Genomic DNA, 23393 nt, shown 5'->3' on the forward strand with positions numbered 1-23393 from the left:
GATCAAGGAGAACGGACAGACGACTCCCAGGCTACGCCGTACGGATCGCCCCGGCATTTCCGCCTCGGTCGGGTGGCCCGATTCACAGAACATGCCAGAAGTTCGGCAACCCCTGCGGCGATCGTCGCCGGCTGGTACGGCGAGATTGAGTATCCCGACGGATGTCTCAGCCGGCCCTCCTCCGCCACGATCGGGCGCATGGATGGACACGGGGTACGGGGGCGCTACGGCAGGAGCATGGGGGTGGCGGCCGGTTGGTACGTCACCACCGTCGCGGCTGTGGCGGTGGGCACCACGAGCGTGCCGAGCACGCCGTCGGACGGCGACTGCGCGGCCTGGTTCAGTTGTCTGTCGCCGGGGGAGTCGCTGGCGTTCGTCGCGTTGGTGTGGGGAGCACCGATATTCGTCGGGGTGATGTTCGTGACGGCGCTGGTGGCCGCGCTGGCCGCCCGGCTCGTTCCGTCGGCCGTGATCGCCGGGACCCTGGCCGCGGTGGTCAGCCTCACGCTCTGCGGCGCCGTCCTCGCGGGGCTGGTATGAAGCGCCTCGGCCTCGGAGGGCTCTTCTTCGCCTGGCTCTACGGGGTGCCGTTCCTGCTGATGGTGGGGCTCATCCGCCGCGTCTCTGCGCCCTACACGCCGACGTACGCCGAAGCCAAGGCCTTCGGCGCCACCACCGACGCCCTGTTGACGACCGGGCTCCTGCTCAACGCGGTGCTTCCGGTGATCGGTCTGCTCCTGGCCGGGCTGGCCGGGGACGAACGGTGGCGTCGCCACTTCGCCGGGGCGTTCGGCGGGATGGCGCTGATCTACGTGGCGGTCGCGCTGGTGGGCGGCATGGCGACCAGCGCCCTGATCGGGCACGTCCCCGACGACCAGGAGCCGGCCCCGCAGATCACCCAGTGCATACCCATCAGCGGTGGCCGGGGCTGCCCCGGCGGCTGACGCCCGTGCGGCCGTGCCGCCACCACCCCCGATTGTGAAAGGAAGGGCCCCTTACTAGACACCAGGCGTTAGTAAGGGGCCCTTCCTTCGGGAGAACCCTTGGTTAGGAGATGTCGCGCCGGCGGATCAGCAGGGAGCCGGCCACACCGGTCACCACCGCGTATCCGATCAGCACGGCCGCGCCGGCCCAGCGCGGCGGGTTGCCAGGGATGTCCGCCCCGGTGACCATCAGCGACGACGCCAGCGACGGCACCAGCAGTTGCAGGTTGTTGATCCAGTCGCCCCAACGATCCGCCAGGATGGCGATGACGAAGATGGCGCCGATCGAGCCGCCCAGGTAGAGCAGGATGCCGGTCACGGTGGCGCCGATCTGGCTGCGGATCAGCACGCCGATGCCGACGCCGAACACCGCCCAGAGCAGGTACGCGAGCAGGTTCAACCCGATGGCCCGCCAGGCCGCGTCGTTACCCAGTTGCCCGTCCACCCCGACCGCGCTCAGCACGGCCGACCCGGCGATCAGGTTGAACACGGTGGTGACCAGCCAGAACAGCAGAGCCAGCACCCCCGCCGCGACCAACTTGGCGAGCATCACCGCGGTGCGGTGCGGGCTCGTGAGGAACGTGGTGGTGACCGTCTGGTGGAAGAACTCGCTGGTCACCACGATGATGCCGAGCAGCATGACGATGAGCAGGCCGAAGAACTGCCCGGTGGTGAACAGGTTCGACGAGAGCGCGTCCGGGGTGGCCGCCGCGGCGAACTGGTCCGCCTGATCGCCCACCTGGGCGGGGTCGGTGCTGGTGAGGGCGTCGGCCTGCAACCAGTTGATGAGCAGCGTGAGCGCCCACAGCGGCAGGCTGATCAGCGCGAAGATCCACCAGGTGTTGGTGGTACGGATCTTGAGCAGCTCGGATCGGACCAGGTTCATCGGATGCCCGCCTTTCCGGCCGTCAGCTCCAGGAAGACCCGTTCCAGGTCGGGTCGTTCGGTGGACAGTTCGTGCAGTTCCACGCCGGCGGCCAGGGCGGCCCGGCCGATCGTCGGGGCGTCCACCCCGGAGACCAGCAGCACGCCGTGCTCGTCGGTGGTGACGGTGGCCGACTGCGCCTTCAGCGCGGTGGTCAGCGCCTCGGCCTGCGGGGTGCGGACCCGGACCTGGGCGCCCTGCGCCATCGACCCGAGCACCTGCTCGACCGGCCCCTGCCGGACGAGCTGCCCGGCCGCGATGATCACCACGTCGTCGGCGAGGAGCTGCATCTCGGACAGCAGGTGACTGGAGACCAGCACCGTACGGCCCTCGTGGGCGAGGTTCTTGAGGAACCCGCGCATCCACCGGATGCCCTCCGGGTCGAGGCCGTTGGCCGGCTCGTCGAGGATCAGCACCCGTGGGTTGCCGAGCATCGCGGCGGCGATACCGAGCCGCTGCTTCATGCCCAGCGAGTAGCCCTTGAACTTGCGCTTGGCGGCCGGGGTCAGCCCGACCAGTTCCAGCACCTCGTCGGCCCGACTGCGGGGCAGACCGGCCGCCGCGCAGATCACCCGCAGGTGGTTGATGCCGGTGCGGCCCTTGTGCGCGCTGGACGCCTCCAGGATCGCGCCGACGTGCCGCAGCGGGTCGGTCAGGTCGGCGTAGCGGTGGCCGCTGATGGTGGCCGTGCCGCCCGTGGGCGTGACCAGGTTCAGCAGCATGCGCAGCGTGGTGGTCTTGCCGGCGCCGTTCGGGCCGAGGAAGCCGGTCACCCGCCCCGGTGCCACGGTGAAGGACAGGTTGTTCACCGCCCGCACGTTCTTGTACTGCTTTGTCAGACCGGACACCACGATCTGACCGTCGCTGGTGGGGCTTCGCTGCCCGTCAGTCATCGTTCTCCTCCCGTGTGGCGTCGAGGTACGCCGTGGCACAGCGTGACGGTACCGAGCAACAAGGTCAATCAGCCCGAGTACCTACGGCGTGGTCCTCCTTGGGAAGGACGCCCGGAACGGCGACGGGCCTCAGCGGGCGATCCAGGTGGCGCGGGCAGCGCCGAGCAGCGTGCCGTCCGGGCCGTACAGGCTGGTGTGCACCAGCGCCTTGCGGCCGTCGACACCGATCAGCGCGCCGGTCACCACGCACTCGTCGCCGGGCGCCGGCCGGGCCGCGACCACGGCGGCGATCCGGCCGAGCAGGTACGGGCGGTCCGGCGTGAGCACCGTCCAGCCGCCGGGGCAGTCCAGCGCGGCCCAGACGGTGGCGTCGTCGACCTGCTCGGGCGCGCGGAACGGCGCGGCGGTCCGGCCGTCCGGCAGTCGTCCGGGGAAGATCCGCAAGCCGTCGGTCCGGCCCGGACCACAGACGAAACACCGGGGGTACGGGTGCGCGACGAACCCGGGGTAGCGGGTCGCCGCCTCCGCCGCCGTCCCGGCGTCGACAGGTGGTACGACGGCGTCCACGACACCGGCCGGGCGGACCTCGGCCACCAGGTCGCCGGCCGGGTCCCGGACCTCGCCGTCGACGAGGGTCAGCTCCGTCTCCAGCGGCGGTGGGCGACGCAGCGTCACCTCGACCGGTCCGGGCCCCGCCGCGGTGGCGAAGAGGCCGGCGCTCCACCCGCCGTTGCCGGAGCCGGTGGGCCCGTTGTAGCGGGACTCGACGCGCATGGGTGACCTCCGTGAAGCGTGGACCGGCATCGTCGCCGATCCGTCCCGCAGCCTTGCACGAAGGCACCCCGCAGGCATCCGCCGGCCGGCGTTCACCCGTCCGACACCAGCGGTGCCCGCCGATGGCACCCGGGGCCCTTACACAGATCCCATGGCCGTTCTGCATGTCGCTGGCACGCCACTGACGACCAGCGGATACACCCTGCTGATCGCCGACGACCCCACCCAGGTCGCGGCCGCGCAACGCCTGCGCCACGAGGTGTTCGCCACCGAGTTGGGCGCCACCCTCGCACCCGGTCGGGCCGGGTTGGACGTGGACCCCTTCGACGCCCACTGCGACCACCTCATCGTCCGGGAGGACAGCACCGGGCAGGTGGTCGGCACGTACCGGCTGCTGCCGCCGGGGCGTACCGACCGGCGGTACGCCGAGAGCGAGTTCGACCTCGCCGCGCTGGACCCACTGCGCGACGACCTCGTCGAGACGGGCCGGTCCTGCGTGCACCCGGACCACCGCTCCGGCGCGGTGATCAACCTGATGTGGGCGGGGCTCACCCGCTACCTGCACCTGCGCGGCTCGCGCTGGCTCGGCGGCTGCGCCTCGGTGCCGGTCGACGACGGCGGTCGTACCGTCGCCGGGGTGTGGGCCCAGGCCCAGGCCCGGCACCTGTCGCCGCCGCCGCTGCGGGTCCGGCCGCTGCGTCCGTGGTTCGCCGAGCCGGCCGCCGCCCTGGCCGCCCCGGCCCCCGATCCGGGCGCTCGGGTGGCGGTCCCGCCGCTGCTGCGCGGTTACCTGCGACTCGGCGCGTGGATCTGCGGTGAGCCGTCGTACGACCCCGACTTCGGGTGCGCCGACTTCTACGTGCTCTTCTCCCTCGACCGGATGAACCCGCGCTACCTGCGGCACTTCCTCGGCGGAGACGAGCGGTGAGCGTCGCGGCGCAGGACCTGTGGCGGCCCTCGTCGGGCTGCGACGACGAGTGCCTACCGGCGACCGGCGAGGTGCCCACGGTGTCGGTGGCCCGCCGGGTGCTCCGGCTGGTCGGGGCGGGAGTCATGCTGTTGGCCGGGGTGGGCGTGGTGGTGCTGCTGCCCGTGCTGCCAGCGCCGGAGCGGCAGGCCCTGCTGCGTGGCTGGGCCCGTGGCACGGTGCGCGCCTTCGGCGTCCGGCTGGTGATCAAGGGGCGGCTGCCCCGGCGGCGCGCGCTGCTGGTCGCCAACCACGTGTCCTGGCTGGACATCCTCGCCGTGCTGGCGGTCGCGCCCACCCGGATGGTGGCGAAGCGGGAGATCCGGTCATGGCCGGTGGTCGGGCTGCTGGCCGCCGCCGCGGGCACCGTCTTCGTGGACCGGTCGCGCCCGCGCGCGCTGCCGGCCACCGTGCGCCGGCTCGCCGACACGCTGCGCGCCGGTCGGTCGGTCGCGGTCTTTCCCGAGGGTACGACCTGGTGTGCCGGGAACGGCGCGGCCGAGTGTCGCCCCGGGGGCGGCTTCCGTCCGGCCATGTTCCAGGCGGCGATCGACGCGGGCGCTCCGGTGGTGCCGCTGCGGCTCGGGTACCGGATCGCGGACACCGGGGCGTGCACCACGGTCGCCGCGTTCCTCGGCGCGGACACCCTGCTGCGCTCGGTGGCCCGGGTGGTCGCGGCCCGGCACCTGGTGGTGTCGGTGACGATCGCCGCCGCGCTGCATCCGGGGCAGGACACCGACCGGCGGTTGCTGGCCCGGGCCGCCGAGTCGGCCGTACACCTGGTGGCGGCCGCCCCGGCGCGGACCCGGCTGCGGCCGGTGCCCACGGCGACCCCGGCGGTCCCGGCGCCAACGCCCAACCCCGGTCGGGAGCTGGACCTGGCCGCCTGAACCGGCCCCCGCCCGCTGTCCCGACCCCCCGACCCCGCCCCCGCCCGCTGTCCCGGCCGGCCCCCGCGCGCCGCGTGCCCTCGCGGGGGAACGCCGGTCAAGATCCGCGCAACAACCGGGTTGTTGCTGCCTCCCGTGTGCCGGAGGCAGCAACATCCGGGAAACTGCGCGGGTCTTGGCGGACGCCGCCGGACAACGTCTCGCGACAGTCTTGTCGTATCGCGATGTATCGCGTTACTGTCTTCTCGGGAGGCGCGCCACGGCGTGCCGTCGAGAGGAGCACACCCATGGCCGGATGGACGGTCGAGACGCCGCAGCGGCTCACCCTGGACGGTCCGGTCACCCGGCTGGACGTCCGCCTCGTCAGCGGACGGCTCAACGTGGTCGCCGCCGACGGGCCGGCCCGGATCGACATCACCGAGGTCGGCCGTCGACCCGTCCTGATCGACCACTCCGACGGTCGCCTCAGCATCCGCCAGGAGCGCGACTGGGGCTGGCCGAACTTCCTGCGCGGCCTCCGGGCGATCCACCGCTTCCCCCGGGTGGACGTCTCGGTTGCCGTACCGGCCGACGTCCTCGCCGACCTGGGATTGGGCGCCGGCTCGGTGGTCGTCTCCGGGCTGCGCAAGCAGACCACCGTCGACCTCGCCGCCGGCCAGATCACTCTCATGGGGCTGCGCGGCACCACCTTCGCGAAGCTCACCTCGGGGCCGGTGGAGGCGCTCGGGGTGCGCGGTGATCTCACCCTGGAGACCGTCTCCGGGGAGGTGATCCTCGCCGACAGCGCCGCCGAGCGGGTGCGGGCGCAGACCGTCTCCGGCGCGATCACCTGCGACCTGGACAACCCCCGACGCAGCGACATCCGGCTCGCCACGATCTCCGGCAGCATCACCGTCCGGGTCCGCGAGGACAGCGACCTCTCCGTCCGGCTGAACACCGCCGCCGGCCGGATCACCAGCGGTTTCCCGCAGGTACGCAGCTCGACATATCCGCTGCCGAGCAGCGAGGGGGTGCTCGGCAGCGGTGACGGTAAGCTCTGGGCCTCCGCGACCTCGGGCAGCATCGCCCTGCTCGCCCGAGCGGTCGACGACGATTCCGAGGAGCTGCCGTGACCGCCGTGTTCAGCCACGGACGGCTCCGGCTCTACCTGCTCAAGCTCCTGGACGACGGTCCCAAGCACGGCTACGAGCTGATCCGCCTCCTGGAGGACCGGTTCCTCGGGCTCTACGCGCCCAGCGCCGGCACCATCTATCCCCGGCTGCAACGGTTGGAGGCCGAAGGGCTGGTCAGCCACACCGCCGCCGGCGGGCGCAAGACGTACGCCATCACCGACGCCGGCCTCGACGAGCTGCGCCAACGTGCCGGTGAGCTGGCCGCGTTGGAGGCGGACATCGCGGCCTCGGTGGCGGACCTCTCCACCCTGGCCGGCGAGATCCGCAGCGAGGTGCGTGGCTCGACGCGTGACCTCAAGCGGGAGCTGAGCGAGGCCACCCGGCAGACCCGGCGGGCGCGGTGGGCACCCTCCGCGTCGTCGCACCGACCGCCGCCGTCCGACGCGCCACGCGCCGCCCTGCTCGACGAGTTCGACGAGCGGCTGGCCTCGTTCACCGGTGAGGTGAGCCGCCTGGCGCGCGGGCGGCAGTTCAGCGACACTCAACTGCGCACGGCGATCCGGCTGCTCGACGGGGCCCTGGACGGGCTGCGGCGGCTGCTGCGCTGACCGTTCGGCGACTCACAGGATTTTTCCAGCAAGCGTCCAGCGCCGGCGCAGTGAGTTCACCGATGATTGGGCCCATGGCCGCTACCCAGACCGAGGCGCGACTTCTCGTCGTCGAGGACGACCCCAACATCCTCGAACTGCTCTCCGCGAGCCTGCGCTTCGCGGGCTTCGACGTGGCAACCGCGACCAGCGGCAGCGCGGCCCTCAACGCCGCCAAGGACCACCGGCCCGACCTCGTCGTGCTCGACGTGATGCTGCCCGACCTCGACGGCTTCGAGGTCATCCGGATGCTGCGCGAGGGCGGTACGCGTACCCCGGTGGTCTTCCTGACCGCGCGGGACGCCACCGACGACAAGATCCGCGGGCTCACCCTGGGCGGCGACGACTACGTCACCAAGCCGTTCAGCCTGGAGGAGTTGACCGCCCGGATCCGCGCCGTGCTGCGTCGCACCTCCACCGGCGAGCAGACCCCGTCCCGGCTCACCTTCGCCGATCTGGAGCTGGACGAGGAGACCCACGAGGTGCACCGCGCCGGGCAGCGGGTGCAGCTCTCGCCGACCGAGTTCAAGCTGCTGCGCTACCTGATGCTCAACGCCAACCGGGTGCTGTCCAAGGCGCAGATCCTCGACCACGTCTGGAACTACGACTTCCGGGGCGACGACAACATCGTCGAGTCCTACATCTCCTACCTGCGGCGCAAGGTGGACACCGGGCAGCCCCGGCTGATCCACACCCTCCGCGGCGTGGGGTACGTGCTGCGCAAGCCGGCGGCGTGAACCCGGTCCACCAGGCGAAGGTGCGGGTCCGCGGCGTGCCGCTGCGGCTCAAGCTGGTCACCTCGGTGCTCACGCTGGTCGCCGTCGCGCTGCTGGTGATCAGCTCGCTGACCGCCTACTTCCTGCGCAACTACCTCCAGGGCCAGGTCGACGGGCAGGTGAGGTCGACCGCCCAGGGCCTCGGCCAGTTGCTCCCGAAGCTGCGCAGCGGTGAGGTCGGCGCGATGCTGCCCAGCGACTACGTCGTCATCGTGGCCGACGAGCAGCAGGTGTACCAGCCCAAATACGACCGTCTCAGCTACGGCCCCGACCAACTGCCCGCGTTCCCCACCAGCCGCGCGGGTTTCGAGGCGGCGGAGGGCGAGCCGCAGACCGTCCTGGCCCACAACGGCTACACCCGCTGGCGGGTGTACTACGCTCCCCAGCCGGACGGCTCGGTGCTGGCCGTGGGTCAGCCGCTGACCGACGTGGACCGGGCGGTGAAGCAGCTCGTCTGGATCGACCTGCTGGTCGGTGGCGCGGTGCTGATCATGCTGGCGTCGGTCGGCGCGGCGATCGTCCGGACCAGCCTCAAGCCTCTCGTCGAGATCGAACAGACCGCCGCCGCCATCGCCGGTGGCGACCTCAGCCGCCGGGTGCCCGACCCCGAACAGGGCCAGGAGCATCCCACCTCCGAGCTGGGGCGGTTGTCCCGCGCTTTGAACGCGATGCTCACCCAGATCGAGGCGGCGTTCACCGCTCGCGCGGCGTCCGAGACGGCCGCCCGTTCGGCGGAGAGCAGTGCCCGGGACGCCGCCGCCGCCGCCCAGACGTCCGAGGCGCGGGCCCGGCGCTCCGAGGAGCGGATGCGGCAGTTCGTGGCGGACGCCTCGCATGAGCTGCGGACCCCGCTGACCACCATCCGCGGCTTCGCCGAGCTGTACCGGCAGGGCGCGGCCCGCGCGCCGGAGCAGACCGCCGGCCTGCTGCGCCGGATCGAGGACGAGGCGGCCCGGATGGGTCTGCTGGTGGAGGACCTGCTGCTGCTGGCCCGGTTGGACCGGGAACGCCCGCTCTCGCTGGCCCCGGTGGAGCTGCCGGTGCTCGCCTCCGACGCGGTGCAGGCGGCCCGCGCGATGGCCCCGGACCGGCGGATCGACCTGGACATCGAGCCCGGATCGGGTCCGCTCGTCGTCTTCGCCGACGACGCGCGCCTGCGCCAGGTCATCGGCAACCTCGTCACCAACGCCCTCACCCACACCCCACCGGACGCCGAGATCCGCCTGCGACTGCGCGCCGAGACGGGCAACCTCGCCGTCATCGAGGTGGCGGACACCGGCCCGGGGCTCTCCCGGGAGCAGGCGGAGCGGGTGTTCGAGCGGTTCTACCGCGCCGACGCGGCGCGGACCCGACGCGCCGACGGCAACACCGGTACGGGCCTCGGCCTGGCCATCGTGGCGGCCCTGGTGACCGCCCACCACGGTTCGGTCGAGGTGGTGGAGACGCCGGGTGGTGGCGCGACCTTCCGGGTCCGGCTGCCGCTGCTGCCGTCGACCGAGGAGAGCGGCGAGTGACTTTCAGCCAACTTCCAGGACGGTTCCAGCTTGATCGCAGTGCCGGGGGAGAAGGTAGGGGCATGACCGAGTTCGAGTCCGACCCGCAGCGCCGGCCGGCCCCCACCGACGCCGAGCCGTCGCACCCCACCGCCGAGCTGCCGCGCGACGAGCGCGCGCAGTCCGACTCTCCGACCACCTCCCTTGCGACCCACGGGGACGCGACGCCGACCGCCGCCATGCCGGCCGCCGACGACGCGCCGACCGCGCCCGTCGCGCCCGTCGGCCAGCCCGCCGGGTACGAGCCACCGACCGGCACGCAGCCCGCCGGGTACGAGCCACCGACCGGCACGCAGCCCGCCGGGTACGAGCCACCGACCGCCGCGCAGCCCGCCGGGTACGAGCCGCCGACCGCCGGGTACCAGCCGGCTGCCGGCCAGCCCACCGGGTACGAGCCGCCGACCGCCGGCGCGTCCGCGCCGCCGTACCCGGTCTCCGGCCACCCGACGCCCGGCCAGCACGGCTACCCGCAGCCGTCCGACGGTCGCTACCCGGGTGCCCCCTGGTACGCGGGCCAGCAGTCCGGCTGGGCCGGCGGGGGCCAGCCGGGCGGGACCTACCCGCAGCACCCCGGACAGCACCCGCAGCACCCGGGACAGCACGCGCAGCACCCCGGACAGCCCGTGCCGCCCTGGGGTCCGCAGGCCACGCCGCCCGGTTCCGGGCCCCGACCGGGCCGGATCGCCAAGTTCGCCGGCGCCGGCGTCGCGGTGTTCGCCCTGATGCTCGGCTCCGGCGTGGCCGGTGGGGCGCTCGCGCTCGCCCTCGACGGCGACCGTGGCGGCGTCACCCGCACCTACACGGCAGCGCCGGTGCTCAACAGCGCGGACCTGCCGAAGATCGCCGCCGCCGTACAGGACAGCGTCGTCTCCATCGCCACCGACAGCGGTGAGGGCTCCGGCGTGGTGCTCACCGCCGACGGCTACGTGCTCACCAACAACCACGTGGTCGCCTCCGCGAGCGGGGACACCGTGCAGGTCGTCTTCGCCGACGGCAGGAACGTCCAGGCGAAGATCGTCGGCACCGACCCGAAGACCGACCTGGCCGTGGTCAAGGCCAACGGGGTGAGCGACCTCAAACCGGCAAAGTTCGGCGACAGCGACGCCATGCAGGTCGGCGACCAGGTCCTCGCCCTGGGTAGCCCGCTCGGCCTCCAGGGCTCGGTGACCGCCGGCATCCTCAGCGCCCGGGACCGCACCATCCGGGCCGGCGAGGGCCAGCAGCAGGACCCGAGGCAGCAGGGCCAGGCCGTCAGCTCGATCTCCGGGCTGCTGCAGACCGACGCGCCGATCAACCCCGGCAACTCCGGTGGCGCGCTGGTCAACACCCGGGGTGAGGTCATCGGCGTCAACACCGCCATCGCCACCTCCGGGCAGAGCACCGGCAACATCGGCGTCGGCTTCGCCATCCCGAGCAACAAGGCCAAGGACGTCGCGGGCAAGCTCCAGCGCGGCGAGAAGGTCAGCCACCCGTCGCTCGGGGTCGGCGTCAACCAGGCCGAGGGCGGCGGCGCGCTGGTCGCCTCGGTTACCCCGGGCAGCCCCGCCGAGAAGGCCGGCCTCCAGCAGGGCGACGTGGTCACCCGCTTCGGCGACAAGCCGATCAACGACTCCGACGACCTGGTCGGCGCGGTGCAGGCCGGCAAGGTCGGCGACCGGGTCGAGCTGCACTTCAAGCGCAACGGGGCCGAGAAGACCGCGACGGTGACGCTCACCGAGACGTCCTGACCGACACCACAGAACCTGCCTCCCTCCGGCGGCGGGTGGCGGAGCCAAGGGGGTTGGCTCCGTCACCCGCCGCTTTTTCCACGGCGGTTCACCCGGTTCGGGTGAACCGCCGTCACCCGTGTGCCCGGAAGGCTCGGCGGGCGAGCCGGCGAGCGTACGGGGGTGGGCCGATGAGCACGGTGGATGTCGAGGACGACCAGCGGATCCAGCGGGACGTCCTGGCCGAGCTGGCCTGGGATCCGCAGGTGCTGCCGAACGAGATCGGGGTGACCGTCGACCGGGGGGTGGTCACCCTCACCGGGTACGTCGACGGCGCTGCCCGTGGCTGGGCGGCCACCCGGTGCGCCCAGCGGGTCCGGGGCGTACGCGCGGTGGCCGACGAGATCGAGGTACGGCTACCGGGGACGCCGGGGCGTACCGACGGTGACATCGCCCTCGCGGCGTCCCGCGCCCTCGAATGGGACAGTTTCGTACCCGCCGAGCGGCTGGACGTCAGCGTGGCCAACGGCTGGCTGATGCTGCGCGGCGAGGTCGAGTTCGGCTGGCAGCGCCGCGCCGCCGAGGGGGAGCTGCGCCGCCTGGACGCGTACGGGGTGTCACGAACCTCGTCGAGGTGCGACCGTCGACGCCGCCGCCGGACGAGCGGACCCGGCAGGACGTCCAGCGCGCGCTGGCGCGGACGCTCGGCGGCGAACGAGTGACGGTGGAGGTGGACGGTGACACGCTGGTCCTCGCCGGGGTGGTCCGCTCGTGGTGGGAACGGGACCAGGTGGAGCGGGTGGCGTGGTCCACGCCGGGTGTGCGGGTCGTGCACGACCAACTCCTGGTCGGCGGGTGAGCGTCCGTCGTGTCCGGTTTATCGGTGGTCGCGGGGGGAACCCGCCGCGAACCATGCCGACCGGGGGACCAACGGGGAGGACTCGTGGCCGTGAACCACCCGCCCGCCGACCGCCCGCCGGAGCGGTCGTTGCGCATCGCGATGGTGGTCCCGCCCTGGCTGTCCGTGCCGCCGCCCGGCTACGGAGGCCTGGAACAGGTGGTGGCCGGCCTGGTGGACGCGTTGACCGCGCACGGTCACGCGCTGACGCTGTTCGGCGCCGGCGATCACCATGGCACCGCCGCCAGCGGTTTCGTCTCCACCGTGGCGGAGGTGCAGTACGAACGACTCGGCGAGTCCCTGCCGGAGCTGGCGCACCTGGCCCGGGTGAACCGCCTGATCACGCCGGCCGATTTCGACGTGATCCACGACCACAGCACGATCGGCCCGCTGGTGGCCGGCCGTCGGTCGGTGCCGACGGTGGCGACCGTGCACGGCAACCCGGTGGGGGAGTACGGCGACGTGCTCGGCGACGCCGACGAGAACGTCGCCCTGGTGGCCATCTCGCACGCTCAGCGTCGACTCAACACGGGCCTGCCCTGGGCCGGCACCGTGCACAACGCGCTGGACCTGCGGGGCTTTCCGCGCAAGACCGAGCCGGGCCCGGGGCCGGTGCTGTGGCTGGCCCGGTTCAGCCCGGACAAGGGTCCGGACGTCGCCATCCGCGCCTGCCGGGAGGCGGGCCTACCGCTGCTGCTGGCCGGCAAGTGCAACGAGCCGGCCGAGCGGCGCTACTACGAGCAGGTCGTCGAGCCGCTTCTCGACGAGGACGTGACAGTCGTCCTGAACGCCGACCGTGCCGAGACCCTGCGGATGCTCGTCGACGCCCGCTGTCTGATCATGCCGATCCAGTGGGACGAGCCGTTCGGGATGGTGATGCTGGAGGCGATGGCGACCGGTACGCCGGTGGTCGCGCTGGATCGGGGCGCGGTGCCGGAACTGGTGCGACCGGGACGAACCGGGCTGATCTGCCGAGGGCCTGAGGAGTTGCCCGCCGCGCTGCTGGCCGCGCGAGGGTTGGACCCGCGCGACTGCGTGGCGCACGTCGCCGAGAACTTCTCGGTCGAGCGGATGGCGTACGGCTACGAGGAGGTCTACCAGCGCTTCGCCCTCGGCCGGCCCGACGTGCGGCGCACCGCCACCGTCGCGGTGCGCTGACCGCCTCGCCCCGGATCAGACACGTGCCGCGCCCAGTTCGGCGATCGCGGCGTCGAGCCGCTGCGCGTACGCCGGGCTGATCGCTCCCTCGCCGAGCCGGACGGCGACCTTCGCCCGCAGCCGCGCCACCGATGGTGCCAGCTCGTCCCGGCCGGAGCTGACGGCGACGAGCAGGTTGCCCAGCGACTGGCGCAGGTCGAGGCCGACATCGCTACGGATCTCCCCGTCGCGCACCCCGGCGTCGACAAGCCCGTTGACGCGGAGGCCAGCTTCGGCGAGGGTGCCCGGCCCGGCGGTGGACGCGACGCTGGGCGGCGCCGACGATTTCGCCGGCGCCGGTTGGAGCGGTTGGGTGGCGGGCGGATCGGTCGGCGGCTCGCTGGTCGCGGGCGTCGTCGGGCCGGCCGTGGGCTGGACCTGACGACGCGGCTGGTCGTCGGGGAGCAGGGCCACCCCGGCCAGCGCCACGGCGACGGCCAGGACCACCGGGATCAGGAGCAGCGCCGGACGTCGGAACGACCGGCCGGTACCGTCGCCGGGCGAGGTCAGCGGCCGGGCCACGTCGTCGGCGCGTACCACCGTCACGACGCCCGCCCGCGCGGCCGGAGCAACGGCCGGCTGCGGCAACGAACCCGACAGGGTCGGAACCGGCACCGCGATCGTGGCGGTCGGCGGTTCGGGCGTCAGCAGGTGCCCGCGCAGCACGGTGGCGACCTGCCGGGCCGTCGGCCGGTCGGCCGGGTCGCGGGCGAGGCTGCGCAGGCAGATCCGGGCGACCTCGGTGGGCAGCTCCGGCACGCCGGCCAGCGTCGGCGCGGGGCCGCCGGCGAGCGCGGCGCTGAGCTGTTCCCAGGTGTCCGCCGGGTACGGCACCCGCCCGGTCAACGCCTCGTACAGCAGGACGCCGAGCGAGTAGACGTCGGTGGCCGGCTGGGCGGGCGCGCCGTCGAGGCGTTCCGGGGCGACGTACGCCGGGGTGCCGAAGGTGCCGCCGTCCTCGTCCTCGTCCGGTGCGCCGATCCGGGTGGCGATGCCGAAGTCGAGGACCTTCACCCCCATCGCCGTCATCATGACGTTGGCCGGGGTGATGTCCCGGTGCACGATGCCCAGCCGGTGCGCGGCGGCCAGCGCATCCGCGACCTGGGCCCCCACCTCGACGGCCTCGGGCCATGGCAGCGGCCCCTCGGTGAGCCGTAGCTCCAGCTCCTCGCCGCTGAGCAGCTCCATCACGACGAACGAGGTGATGGAGCCGTCCGGGTCGACCGTCTCGCCGTAGTCGTGCACCGACGTCACGTGCGGGTGCACCAACTGGGCGGCGGCGCGCGCCTCCTCCCGCACCATGTCGCGGAACCGCGCGTCGGCGGCCAGCGAGGCGGCGAGCACCTTGAGCGCCACGAAGCGGTCGAGCACCTCGTCCCGCGCGCGCCAGATGACCGACATGCCGCCGGCACCGATCTGGTCGATGAGTCGGTACCTGCGGGCCAGCAAGCGGCCCGGATGCAATGCTGCCTTCACGGATCGCACCTGCCCTCGGGGTGGGAGCGGTATCAGGTTGCGCGAATGTGTCCACCCTGTCAACGCCGACGGTACGGATCGTCGGCGGACGGTGGCTGGGGTGCGCCGACCGTCCGCTGGCGGCGGGCCGTGGGTGGGCGGCGGGCCCGTGCCAGGATGAGGACATGGCTCCGGGACCGGTGGCGTTCGTACTCGGCGGCGGCGGGGTGCTCGGCGCCGTCGAGGTGGGCATGCTGCGCGCGCTGTTCCGCGCCGGCATCCAGCCCGACATGGTGCTCGGCACGTCGATCGGCGCGGTCAACGGCGCGCTGGTCGCCGCCGACCCGTCCGAGGCGGTGACCGACCGGCTGGTCCGGCTCTGGGCGTCACCCGAGGCCAGCGAGGTGTACGGCGACTCGGTCGCCCGACAACTGCGCCGCTTCGCCGCCCGTACCCATCTGCACTCGCCCCGGCCGCTGCGCCGGCTGCTCGAATCCGAGCTGGGCGTGGACACCACCTTCGCCGACCTGCGGGTGCCGTTCCGCTGCTGCGCCGCCCACATCGAGCGGGCCGCCGAGCACTGGTTCACCAGCGGCCCGGTCGTTCCGGCGGTGTTGGCGTCGGCGTCGGTGCCGGGCCTGCTCCCGCCCACGGAGATCGACGGCGCGCACTACATCGACGGCGGCATCGTCAACTCGATCCCGATCGGCGAGGCGGTGGCCGCGGGCGCGAGTCAGGTCTTCGTCCTTCAGGTGGGCCGGATCGAACGGGAGCTGACGCCGCCCCGGCGGCCGTGGGAGATCGCGCAGGTGGCGTTCGAGATCTCCCGCCGGCACCGTTTCTTCCGGGAGATGGCCGCGCTGCCCGAGGGGGTGGAGGTGCACGTCCTCCCGACCGGTGGGCTGAATCCGCGCGACGACACGCCGTGGGCGTACCGGGACATGGCGGCGGTGGGCCGCCGGATCAGCCGGGCGTACACCGCTTCCCGCCGCTACCTCGCCACTCACGTGGAACGCTGATGCCGCTTCCTCCCAGGTGGTTGCGGCGGCTGCTGATCGCTCCCGGCGTGGTGCTGCTCGCGGTGGTCGTGGTGACCACGCTGCCGGTCTGGGCGCTGCTGGCCGCGGCTGCCTCACCGCTGGTCCCGGGCCGGCTGCGTCCGTTGCGACTGCTCTGGATCGGCTGTGTCTACCTGGTCTGGGACGCCGCCGCGCTGCTCGCCCTGTTCGTCCTCTGGCTCGCCTCGGGCTTCGGTTGGCGCAGCCGGTCGCCGGCCTTCCAGCGCGCGCACTACGTGCTGGCCGGCTGGTTCCTGCGGGTGCTGTTCTGGCAGGCCCGCTGGTCGCTGCGGCTGAGCATCGACGTGGTCGGCACCGACCCGGACACTGCCCTGCCCGGGCGGCCCGAGCTGGTGCTGTGCCGGCACGCCGGGCCGGGCGACTCGTTCATCCTGATCCACGGGCTGGTCAACTGGTTCAAGCGGGAGCCGCGGATCGTCCTCAAGGACAGCCTCCAGTGGGACCCGGCGATCGACGTGCTGCTCAACAGGTTGCCCAACCGGTTCATCGCGCCCACGGCGGAGCGTGGCGAGGAGACCGTACGCCAGGTCGGGCACCTGGCCACCGGCCTGGACGACAACGACGCCTTCGTGATCTTCCCCGAGGGCGGCAACTTCACCCCGAGGCGGCGACTGCGCGCCATCGCCCGGCTCCGCTCGCTCGGTATGGAACGCATGGCGAGGCGTGCCGAACGCATGCGCCACGTGCTCGCCCCGCAGCCCGGTGGGGTGCTCGCCGCGTTGGACGCCGCACCGGACGCCGGGGTCATCTTCGTCGCCCACACCGGCCTGGACCAGCTGGTCAGCATCGGCGACGTGTGGCGGGAACTGCCCATGGACAAGCGGATCGTGATGCGGTTCTGGTCGGTGCCGCCGGAGGAGGTGCCGACCGGGCGGCAGCAGCGCATCGACTGGCTCTTCGACTGGTGGGCGCAGATCGACACGTGGATCGCCGCCAACCGTGAGGTCTCCGCGTAGGGTGCGCTCGTGGAGCAGATCTGCGTGGTGACGACGGTGGTGGATGCGCGTTCGGTCGCGGACGTGTTGGCGGCCGCGGCCGTCGCCGGGCGGCTCGCCGCCTGTGCCCAGGTCGGCGGTCAGGTGGACAGCACCTACTGGTGGCGCTCCGGAGTGGAGACCAGCACCGAGTGGTCCGTGCTGTTCAAGACCGCGCCGGACCGGTTGGCCGCGCTGGTGGACCAGATCCGGGCCAGCCATCCGTACGAGGTTCCGGAGATCCTCGTGTCCAGGGTGGAGAGCGGGGACCCCGCCTACGCGGCCTGGGTGCACGACCACACCCGCCCCTAGGTACGCCTACTCTGGGCCGTACCCCACCGGCTTGTCGATGATGACCGGGTGGACGACACCCGCTATCCCTGCCCCGCCTGCGGCGGCCCGGCCGACCTGAGCGCCGGTTGCGCCGGTTGCCACCGCCCACCGGACCCGACGGCGGCCGAGGTGGTCCGACTCGGCCGGGAGGTGGCTCGGCTCGAACCCGAGGTTGAGCGGGCCCGCCGGACGTACGCCGAGTTGGCGGGCCTGCTGGCGGCGACCTCGCGGCGGCGTGCCGAGCTGGCTGCCGTCGTGCGGGCACAGCGGGCGGCGGGGACTCCGGTCGTGCCGGCGACGCCGCTCGCCGCGTCGACGCCAGCGGTGGGTACGCCGGCACCCGGTGTGGCGGAGACCTCGACGCGGACCGTCCAGGGGCTGCTGTTCGTCCTGGGTGGACTGCTGCTCGGCACGGCGGCGGTGGTCTTCACGGCGGTGGCCTGGGCGGCTGTGGGGGTCGGTGGCCGGGCGTTGATCCTGGCGGCGGTCACGGCCCTGGTCCTGGCCGTCCCGCTGCTGGTGGTCCGGCGGGGTCTACGGGGGACGGCGGAGACGTTCGCCGCGGTGGGCCTGCTGCTGGTGTTGCTCGACGGGTACGCCGCCTGGTCGGTGGACCTGGCCGGGGTGTCCGCTTGGCCGGGCACCCGGTACGCCGCGCTGGTCGGGGGGGTCAGCGCGGTGGTCGCCGTCGCGTACGGGCGGCTCAGCGGGTTGGCCGGGCCCTGGTTCACCGCGCTGGTGGCGGCCCAGCCGGTGCTGCCGCTGCTCGCGGTGGAGGCCGAGGTCGGCGCGGACGGCTGGGCGCTGGTGTTGCTCGGGGTGGCCCTGCTCGACCTGGGGGTGCTGGTCGCGCTGCGCGACGGGGTGGCGGGCGGCCGGCTCGCCGGTCGGGTGCTCGCCGGGGTGGGTCACGTCGGCGCGCTGGTCGCCGCCGCCGCGGGTGCGCTGGTGCCGTTGCTGCTGGGGCGGGCGGCCGGTACGCCGCTGCTGGCCGGGGCGCCGTTGCTGCTGGTCGCGGTGACGGGGGTCGGCGCGGCGTGGCTGGTCGGCGGCGCGGCGCTGCGGGCGGTGACCGCGGGGCTGCTGGTTCCGGTGCTCGCCGCCGCGCTGCTGCGCCCGGTGGGCGAGCTGCGTCCGTCGCTGCTGCTGCTCGCGGCGTCGGCGGTGGCGCTCGTCCTGGCGGGGGTGGTGCGGTTGCTGCCCACCGGTTGGCGTGCCGGGCCGCGTGCCGGCGCGCTGCTGGTCGCCGCCGGCACGGCGCAGATCACGGTGCTGATCACCGGCGCGTTGGCGGTGGCCGCCGCCGCCCGGTCGCTGCCACCGTGGCACGGGGCCGGTGGGGGGCCGGACCTGAGTTGGGGGTGGCAGCTGGCGCCCGCCGTGGCACTGGCGCTGGCCGCGACCGTGTCGCTGCTGCCTCGACGCCTGTGGGCGGTGCTCGCCTCGGCCGGCGCGGTGGCGGTGCTGCTCGCCGTTCCGGCCGGCTGGACGGCGTCGTGGGCGACGGTGGTGGCCGTGGACCTGGTGGGTGCGTCCATGCTGCTGCTCGCCGTGCTCGCCCGTCCGGCGACCCGACCGGCGATTCTGCTCGGCTGGGCGTCCGGCGGCGCGGTCCTGCTCGGGCACGCGCTGCTGGTGGCGCTTGCCGATCCGGTCGGCGTGGCGGTGGCGTTGGGCACCGCCGGGGTGCTCGGGGTGGCGGTGGCGTCGCGGCGGGGGGTCGGGGCGTACCGCCGGGTGGCGGGTGTGGGTGTGCTGGTCGCGCAGCTCGCGCTGCCCGGCGTCGCCGCGACGGCGGTGTTCGCGGCCGGCTCGCCGCCGTGGTGGCAGGCCCGCGCGGCCCTGGCCGCCGCCGGGCTCTCGCTGGTCGCGGTGCTCGCGGTGCGTCGCCGCCGGACCGACCTCATCGGGTACGCGGTGCCGGGCTCGGTGGTCGCCGCGCTGGCGGCCGGGGTCGCGCCGCTGCTGGCGGCGGGGGACGAGCCGGTGACGTTGTACGCCGCGCTGGCGGCGCTCGGCGTCGTGCTCGTCGCCCGTTGGGGCGGCCTGTCGGCGACCGGTGACGAGCCGGCCGGGCCGGGGGAACAGCCGGCGGTCGGGGGGCCGTCGATGGTCGGCGCGTCGGGTGTGCTGGTGGCGGCGGGTGCGGTGCTGGCGGGGGTCGCGGCGCTGGCCGCGTTGCCGGCGGTGTGGGGGGCGCTGTTCACGCCGTACGGCATCCCCGGGCCGGTCTGGTCCGGCGCGCCGACCGTCGTCGCCGACCGTGGGCTGCTCCCCGCGGGGCTGGCGCTCGGCACGCTGGCGGTGGCGGCGGTGCTGGCCGGTTGGCGGGTACGCCCACCCGTGCTGGCGGCCGTGCCGTTCGCCGGTGCCGCGCTGCCGGTGCTGCTCGTCGCGGTGGGCGCGCCCTGGCCGGTGCTGCCGGCGGCCACCCTGCTCGCCGGGGTGTCCGCGCTGCTGCTCGCCGCGCTGCTGACGCCCCGGTGGGCGCTCGCGTCGCTCGTCGCACCGACGGGGGCGGTGCTGGCCGTGTCCGGAGTGACGGGGTTCCTGGCCACCCGGTCCGGCACGCTCGTGGCCGAGGGCACGCTCGTCGTGGCCGCCGTGGTCATCGGCGTCGGGGCGCGGCTGGCCGGGGTACGCGTCGCCGGCAGCGTCGCGGCGGTGGGGGCGGCGTGCGCGTTGGCGGTGTCGGCGACGCTCGCCGGCGGGCTGCCGGTGCGGGCGGCGGCGTACCCGCTGCTGGGGGTGGCCGTGCTGGTCCTCGCCGTTGCCGCCGCGAGCGGCCGGCGGCTGGTCGTCGGCCGGGTGCTGGATGCCGCCGCGCAGGCGGTGGCGCTGGTGGCGGCGGTGCTCGCCGTCGAGTCGGCCCGGCATCTCGCGACCGTCTGCGTGCTGTGGGGGGTGGCCGTGGCGCTGCGGCTGCTGCGGCAGGGCGAGCCGGCCGGTCGACGGTGGCGGTTCGCGGCCGTCGCCGCCGGCAGTGAGCTGCTCGGGGCGTGGGTGCTGCTGGCGGCGGGCGGGGTGACCGTGCTGGAGGCGTACACCCTGCCGGCGGCGGCGCTCGCCGTCGGGGCGGGGCTGCTGGCGATGCGGAGCCGGCCGGGGCTGACCAGTTGGCCGGCGCTCGGTCCGGGGCTGGTCGCGGCGCTGGTGCCGAGCCTGGTGTCGGTGCTGGCCGGGCCGGACCCGCAGCCGTGGCGGCGGCTGCTGCTCGGAGCGGCGGCACTGGGCATCGTGTTGGCCGGGGCCCGCCGTCGCTGGCAGGCGCCGGTGCTGGTCGGGGGCGTGGTGTTGGCGGCCCTGGCGCTGCACGAGCTGGCCCGTGGCTGGGACCTGCTACCCCGGTGGATCTACCTGGGCGTCGGCGGGTTGGCGTTGATCGGGTTGGCCGCGAGCTACGAGCGGCGGCGGCGTGACCTGGCCCGACTGCGCGCCGTGGTGGCCCGGCTGGGCTGAGTCGAGGTCGGGGGGTAGGGCTCGCCCTACCCCCCGTACGGGGGTTCCCAGGGTTACTCAGCGCAACTTTTTTGGGCAGGGTTGACGGTGAGCCCGGACCGTCCGGTCCGATCCACATGAAGCGGGGAGCAGCGATGGCGCTCGGAGCGGTGGCGGAACGGCCCGCACGACGGCGGGGTAGTGACTACGCACAGTTGTCCCGACGGGTCAGTCAGGCCGGTCTGCTGGAGCGGCGGCCCGCCTCGTACGTCGCCCGGATCGTGCTCACCCTCGGCGCGTTCGTGGCCGGCTGGGTCGCTGTGGTCCTCGTCGGCGACTCCTGGTGGCAGGTGGCGCTGGCCGTCGTGCTGGCGGTCGCCACCACCCAGGTCGCGTTCCTGGGCCACGACGCGGGACACCGCCAGATGTTCCGTCGTCGCCTTCCCAGCGAGCTGGTCGGGTTGGTCGCCGGCAACGCGGCGGTCGGGCTCAGCTACGGCTGGTGGGTCGACAAGCACAACCGGCACCACGCCAACCCGAACCACGAGGACGAGGACCCGGACGTCGGGGCGGGCGCCCTGGTGTGGACGTACGAGCAGGCACTGGGTACGCGAGGGTTCGGTCGGTGGCTGGCGCGACGGCAGGCGTACCTGTTCTTTCCGATGCTGCTGTTGGAGGGTCTGAACCTGCACGCGGCGAGCATCCGGGCGATCGTCGGCCGGGGGCCGGACGGCCGGTACGCCACCCCGATGCGGCACCGCGCGGCCGAGGCGGCGCTGCTCGTGGCACACACCGTCGGCTACGTGGCGCTGCTGCTGGCGGTCATGTCGCCGGGCAAGGCGCTGCTCTTCGCCGCCGTGCACCAGGCGCTGTGGGGCCTCTACATGGGCTGCGCGTTCGCGCCGAACCACAAGGGCATGCCGATGCCGACCGCCGAGGACGAGTTGGACTTCCTCCGCAAGCAGGTGCTGACCTCGCGCAACGTGCGGGGCAGCCGGCTGGTCGACACCGCGCTGGGCGGGCTCAACTACCAGATCGAGCATCACCTGTTCCCGAACATGCCCCGGGCCAACCTGCGCCGGGCGCAGCCGATCGTGCGCGCCTACTGTGCCGAGCAGGGCATCTCGTACGCGGAAACGGGTCTGGTCGAGTCGTACCGGCAGGCGCTCGCTCACCTGCACGAGGTGGGCCGGCCGTTGCGCGGCTGACGCGTCCCGCTGTGCCGTCCACCGGTGGCGCGTCGGACGCGGCGGGTGCGCCACCGGTAGGGTCTGGTCATGGCAGACCTGCTCACCGCGGACGCGGTGCGGAGAGAGCTGGGCGGGTTGTCCGACTGGTCGGGCGACCCGACCGGTATCGGCCGTACCGTCCAGCTCGGCAGTTTCCCGGACGCCATCGCGGTGGTGGACCGGGTGGCGGCGGTGGCCGAGGAGATCGACCACCATCCCGACATCGACATCCGATGGCGGACCCTGACCTTCCGCTGTGTCACGCACTCGGCCGGCGGGGTCACCCACCGGGACATCGAGCTGGCCAGGCGGATTGACGACATCGTCCGGAGCGCGGCATGAGATTTGAGATCAGCAAGGTGCTGGACGCCATCGAGGGGCGGGTCTGCACCGACCCGTCGCTGGTCCGGGCGGTGCTCGACCTGGCCGAGATCATTCGCTACCAGGACATCGACGGCGGTCGGCCGGCGAGCCTGCTGCGCCTCGGCATGGTCATCGACGCGCTCTCCCGCGAGTTGGAGGAGGACAGCGTCCAGGTGTACGCGGTGGTGCATCGCGCGCTGCTCTCCGACGCCGACCTGACCTCCAACGAGCGGATGGTGGTCCGCCGCTGGGCGGACGACGGGCTGGTCGAGGTGCTCGACAATCCCGGTGACCGGATGCTGGAGGTGGCCGACCTGCTGGGCGTGCCGGTGCTCACCCGGGTCCGTTTCGACGGGCTGCGTGGGCGGTTCCCGTGGCTGGTCGAGCAGCCCGGTCGGGTGGTCGCCCCGGTGCCGGGCGCGGGTGGTCCGGTGTTCATCGCGCACGTCGGCGGCGGGCACGCCCCGGTCGCTGGCAAGCGCTCGCCCACCGGTGCGAAGCTGCTGGCCCGCCAGTGGCGGTGCCCGGAGTCGGGGTGCGCGCTGTTCGGCGGCGGTGGTGGGGGTGGCGCGTTCGCCGACCTCGCCGGCGGCGCCGACCGTAGTCCGGCCGCGCAGCCGCCGCCCTCGCTGCGCAACGGCGTACCGACCTGCCCCCGACACGGCGCGCGGCTCGGTGACGTGGGCCCGCGTCCGCGTACGGAGGTGCTCGCGGTGCGCGTCGGCGGCCTGGTCCGGCGGCGGTTCGTGCTCAGTGAGGAGCAGCCGGTGGTGGCCGGCCGGGCACCCGAGCAGGAGGGCGGGATCATGCTCGGGCAGTGGCTCAACGACGAGGCCCGGCGGTGGATCAGCCGTGGTCACGTCCACTTCGAGCTGCGGGTCGGCGAGGTCATCGTGACCGACATCAGCACCAACGGCTCGGGCATCCGACCGGCCGGCTCGATGGCCGAGTCGGACCGGATTCCGCTGGCCCCGCAGCAGTCCCGGGTCCTCGGCGAGAACGACATGATCGAGCTGTACCCCGGCGTGCAGATCGGCCGCGCCGAGGAGTTGCCCACCGGCGCCCCGTTCACCCCCACCTCGGTAATGGCCGAGGCTCCCACCATGGCGATGCGCCTACCCCGTCCGTGACGCGAGTGGCGGGCGCCGCATCCCGGTGCCCGCTCCCCGGCCGGAGCAGGAGTTGTCCGCCCCCCCGGGGT

General features: G+C 73.8%; 21 protein-coding genes and 1 pseudogene. 18 read left to right on the forward strand and 4 right to left on the reverse strand.

Annotated elements, in window-relative coordinates; genetic code table 11:
* Positions 1–198 precede the first annotated feature (198 nt).
* The gene (locus tag AB0J36_RS25110; RefSeq protein WP_357396513.1) at positions 199–540 is read left to right on the forward strand and encodes a hypothetical protein; all 342 of its coding nucleotides are present in this window, start codon (positions 199–201) and stop codon (positions 538–540) included.
* The gene (locus AB0J36_RS25115) at positions 537–944 is read left to right on the forward strand and encodes a hypothetical protein (RefSeq protein ID WP_357396515.1); all 408 of its coding nucleotides are present in this window, start codon (positions 537–539) and stop codon (positions 942–944) included. The genes AB0J36_RS25110 and AB0J36_RS25115 overlap by 4 nt, the downstream gene beginning before the upstream one ends.
* Before the next feature lie 103 nt (positions 945–1047).
* Here AB0J36_RS25115 and AB0J36_RS25120 read toward each other — a convergent pair whose 3' ends face one another.
* The 3 genes from AB0J36_RS25120 to AB0J36_RS25130 form a co-directional block, all read right to left on the reverse strand.
* A complete protein-coding gene (locus AB0J36_RS25120; protein ID WP_357125785.1) occupies positions 1048–1869 on the reverse strand; it encodes an ABC transporter permease in 822 nt (273 codons plus the stop codon).
* Complete coding sequence (locus AB0J36_RS25125; protein WP_357125781.1) at positions 1866–2801, reverse strand: ABC transporter ATP-binding protein; 936 nt, start codon at positions 2799–2801, stop codon at positions 1866–1868. Before AB0J36_RS25125 ends, AB0J36_RS25120 begins: the two co-directional genes overlap by 4 nt.
* A 129-nt stretch (positions 2802–2930) precedes the next feature.
* Positions 2931–3575, reverse strand: coding sequence for a hypothetical protein (locus AB0J36_RS25130; RefSeq protein WP_363661188.1), 645 nt, complete (start codon positions 3573–3575; stop codon positions 2931–2933).
* A gap of 151 nt (positions 3576–3726) precedes the next feature.
* Between AB0J36_RS25130 and AB0J36_RS25135 the strand changes: the two genes are divergently transcribed.
* The 9 genes and pseudogenes from AB0J36_RS25135 (at position 3727) to AB0J36_RS25175 (ending at position 13282) form a co-directional block, all read left to right on the forward strand.
* Positions 3727–4503 carry a GNAT family N-acyltransferase gene (locus AB0J36_RS25135; protein WP_357125775.1) on the forward strand — a complete coding sequence of 259 codons (777 nt, stop codon included), beginning with the start codon at positions 3727–3729 and terminating at the stop codon, positions 4501–4503.
* On the forward strand, positions 4500–5432 hold the full coding sequence (locus AB0J36_RS25140; RefSeq protein ID WP_363661189.1) for a lysophospholipid acyltransferase family protein: 933 nt from the start codon (positions 4500–4502) through the stop codon (positions 5430–5432). The genes AB0J36_RS25135 and AB0J36_RS25140 overlap by 4 nt, the downstream gene beginning before the upstream one ends.
* Before the next feature lie 287 nt (positions 5433–5719).
* The gene (locus AB0J36_RS25145; protein WP_357175283.1) at positions 5720–6544 is read left to right on the forward strand and encodes a DUF4097 family beta strand repeat-containing protein; all 825 of its coding nucleotides are present in this window, start codon (positions 5720–5722) and stop codon (positions 6542–6544) included.
* The gene (locus tag AB0J36_RS25150) at positions 6541–7152 is read left to right on the forward strand and encodes a PadR family transcriptional regulator (protein ID WP_357125766.1); all 612 of its coding nucleotides are present in this window, start codon (positions 6541–6543) and stop codon (positions 7150–7152) included. Before AB0J36_RS25145 ends, AB0J36_RS25150 begins: the two co-directional genes overlap by 4 nt.
* 74 nt (positions 7153–7226) lie before the next feature.
* Positions 7227–7928, forward strand: a complete 702-nt coding sequence (locus tag AB0J36_RS25155; protein ID WP_357125763.1) for a response regulator transcription factor — start codon at positions 7227–7229, stop codon at positions 7926–7928.
* Positions 7925–9481: a HAMP domain-containing sensor histidine kinase gene (locus tag AB0J36_RS25160; RefSeq protein ID WP_357125760.1), complete on the forward strand. Its 1557-nt coding sequence runs from the start codon at positions 7925–7927 to the stop codon at positions 9479–9481. The genes AB0J36_RS25155 and AB0J36_RS25160 overlap by 4 nt, the downstream gene beginning before the upstream one ends.
* Positions 9482–9543: 62 nt before the next feature.
* The gene (locus AB0J36_RS25165; RefSeq protein WP_357396526.1) at positions 9544–11247 is read left to right on the forward strand and encodes a trypsin-like peptidase domain-containing protein; all 1704 of its coding nucleotides are present in this window, start codon (positions 9544–9546) and stop codon (positions 11245–11247) included.
* A 170-nt stretch (positions 11248–11417) separates the two neighbouring features.
* Positions 11418–12085, forward strand: a pseudogene (locus AB0J36_RS25170) (BON domain-containing protein).
* Positions 12086–12226: 141 nt separating this feature from the next.
* Entirely contained in the window at positions 12227–13282 is a 1056-nt protein-coding gene (locus AB0J36_RS25175) for a glycosyltransferase family 4 protein (RefSeq protein WP_357126535.1), read from the forward strand.
* 15 nt (positions 13283–13297) lie between these two features.
* On the opposite strand, the gene AB0J36_RS25180 is transcribed toward AB0J36_RS25175, so the two are convergent.
* Entirely contained in the window at positions 13298–14797 is a 1500-nt protein-coding gene (locus tag AB0J36_RS25180; RefSeq protein ID WP_357175274.1) for a protein kinase, read from the reverse strand.
* Positions 14798–14961: 164 nt separating this feature from the next.
* On the opposite strand from AB0J36_RS25180, the gene AB0J36_RS25185 reads away from it, so the two are divergent.
* The 7 genes from AB0J36_RS25185 (at position 14962) to AB0J36_RS25215 (ending at position 23322) form a co-directional block, all read left to right on the forward strand.
* Complete coding sequence (locus AB0J36_RS25185; protein WP_355052803.1) at positions 14962–15795, forward strand: patatin-like phospholipase family protein; 834 nt, start codon at positions 14962–14964, stop codon at positions 15793–15795.
* A complete protein-coding gene (locus AB0J36_RS25190; RefSeq protein WP_357125746.1) occupies positions 15795–16811 on the forward strand; it encodes a 1-acyl-sn-glycerol-3-phosphate acyltransferase in 1017 nt (338 codons plus the stop codon). Before AB0J36_RS25185 ends, AB0J36_RS25190 begins: the two co-directional genes overlap by 1 nt.
* 9 nt (positions 16812–16820) lie before the next feature.
* Positions 16821–17141 (forward strand): divalent-cation tolerance protein CutA, encoded by a 321-nt coding sequence (gene cutA / locus AB0J36_RS25195; RefSeq protein WP_357125743.1) that lies wholly within the window; start codon positions 16821–16823, stop codon positions 17139–17141.
* A 48-nt stretch (positions 17142–17189) separates the two neighbouring features.
* Positions 17190–20621 (forward strand): hypothetical protein, encoded by a 3432-nt coding sequence (locus tag AB0J36_RS25200; protein WP_363661190.1) that lies wholly within the window; start codon positions 17190–17192, stop codon positions 20619–20621.
* Positions 20622–20755: 134 nt separating this feature from the next.
* The gene (locus AB0J36_RS25205; protein ID WP_357175269.1) at positions 20756–21808 is read left to right on the forward strand and encodes an acyl-CoA desaturase; all 1053 of its coding nucleotides are present in this window, start codon (positions 20756–20758) and stop codon (positions 21806–21808) included.
* 69 nt (positions 21809–21877) lie between these two features.
* Positions 21878–22171 (forward strand): 4a-hydroxytetrahydrobiopterin dehydratase, encoded by a 294-nt coding sequence (locus AB0J36_RS25210; RefSeq protein ID WP_357399004.1) that lies wholly within the window; start codon positions 21878–21880, stop codon positions 22169–22171.
* On the forward strand, positions 22168–23322 hold the full coding sequence (locus AB0J36_RS25215) for an FHA domain-containing protein (protein ID WP_357125731.1): 1155 nt from the start codon (positions 22168–22170) through the stop codon (positions 23320–23322). The genes AB0J36_RS25210 and AB0J36_RS25215 overlap by 4 nt, the downstream gene beginning before the upstream one ends.
* Positions 23323–23393: the final 71 nt, after the last annotated feature.

This window comes from Micromonospora sp. NPDC049662, assembly GCF_040675055.1.
Lineage (GTDB): Bacteria > Actinomycetota > Actinomycetes > Mycobacteriales > Micromonosporaceae > Micromonospora.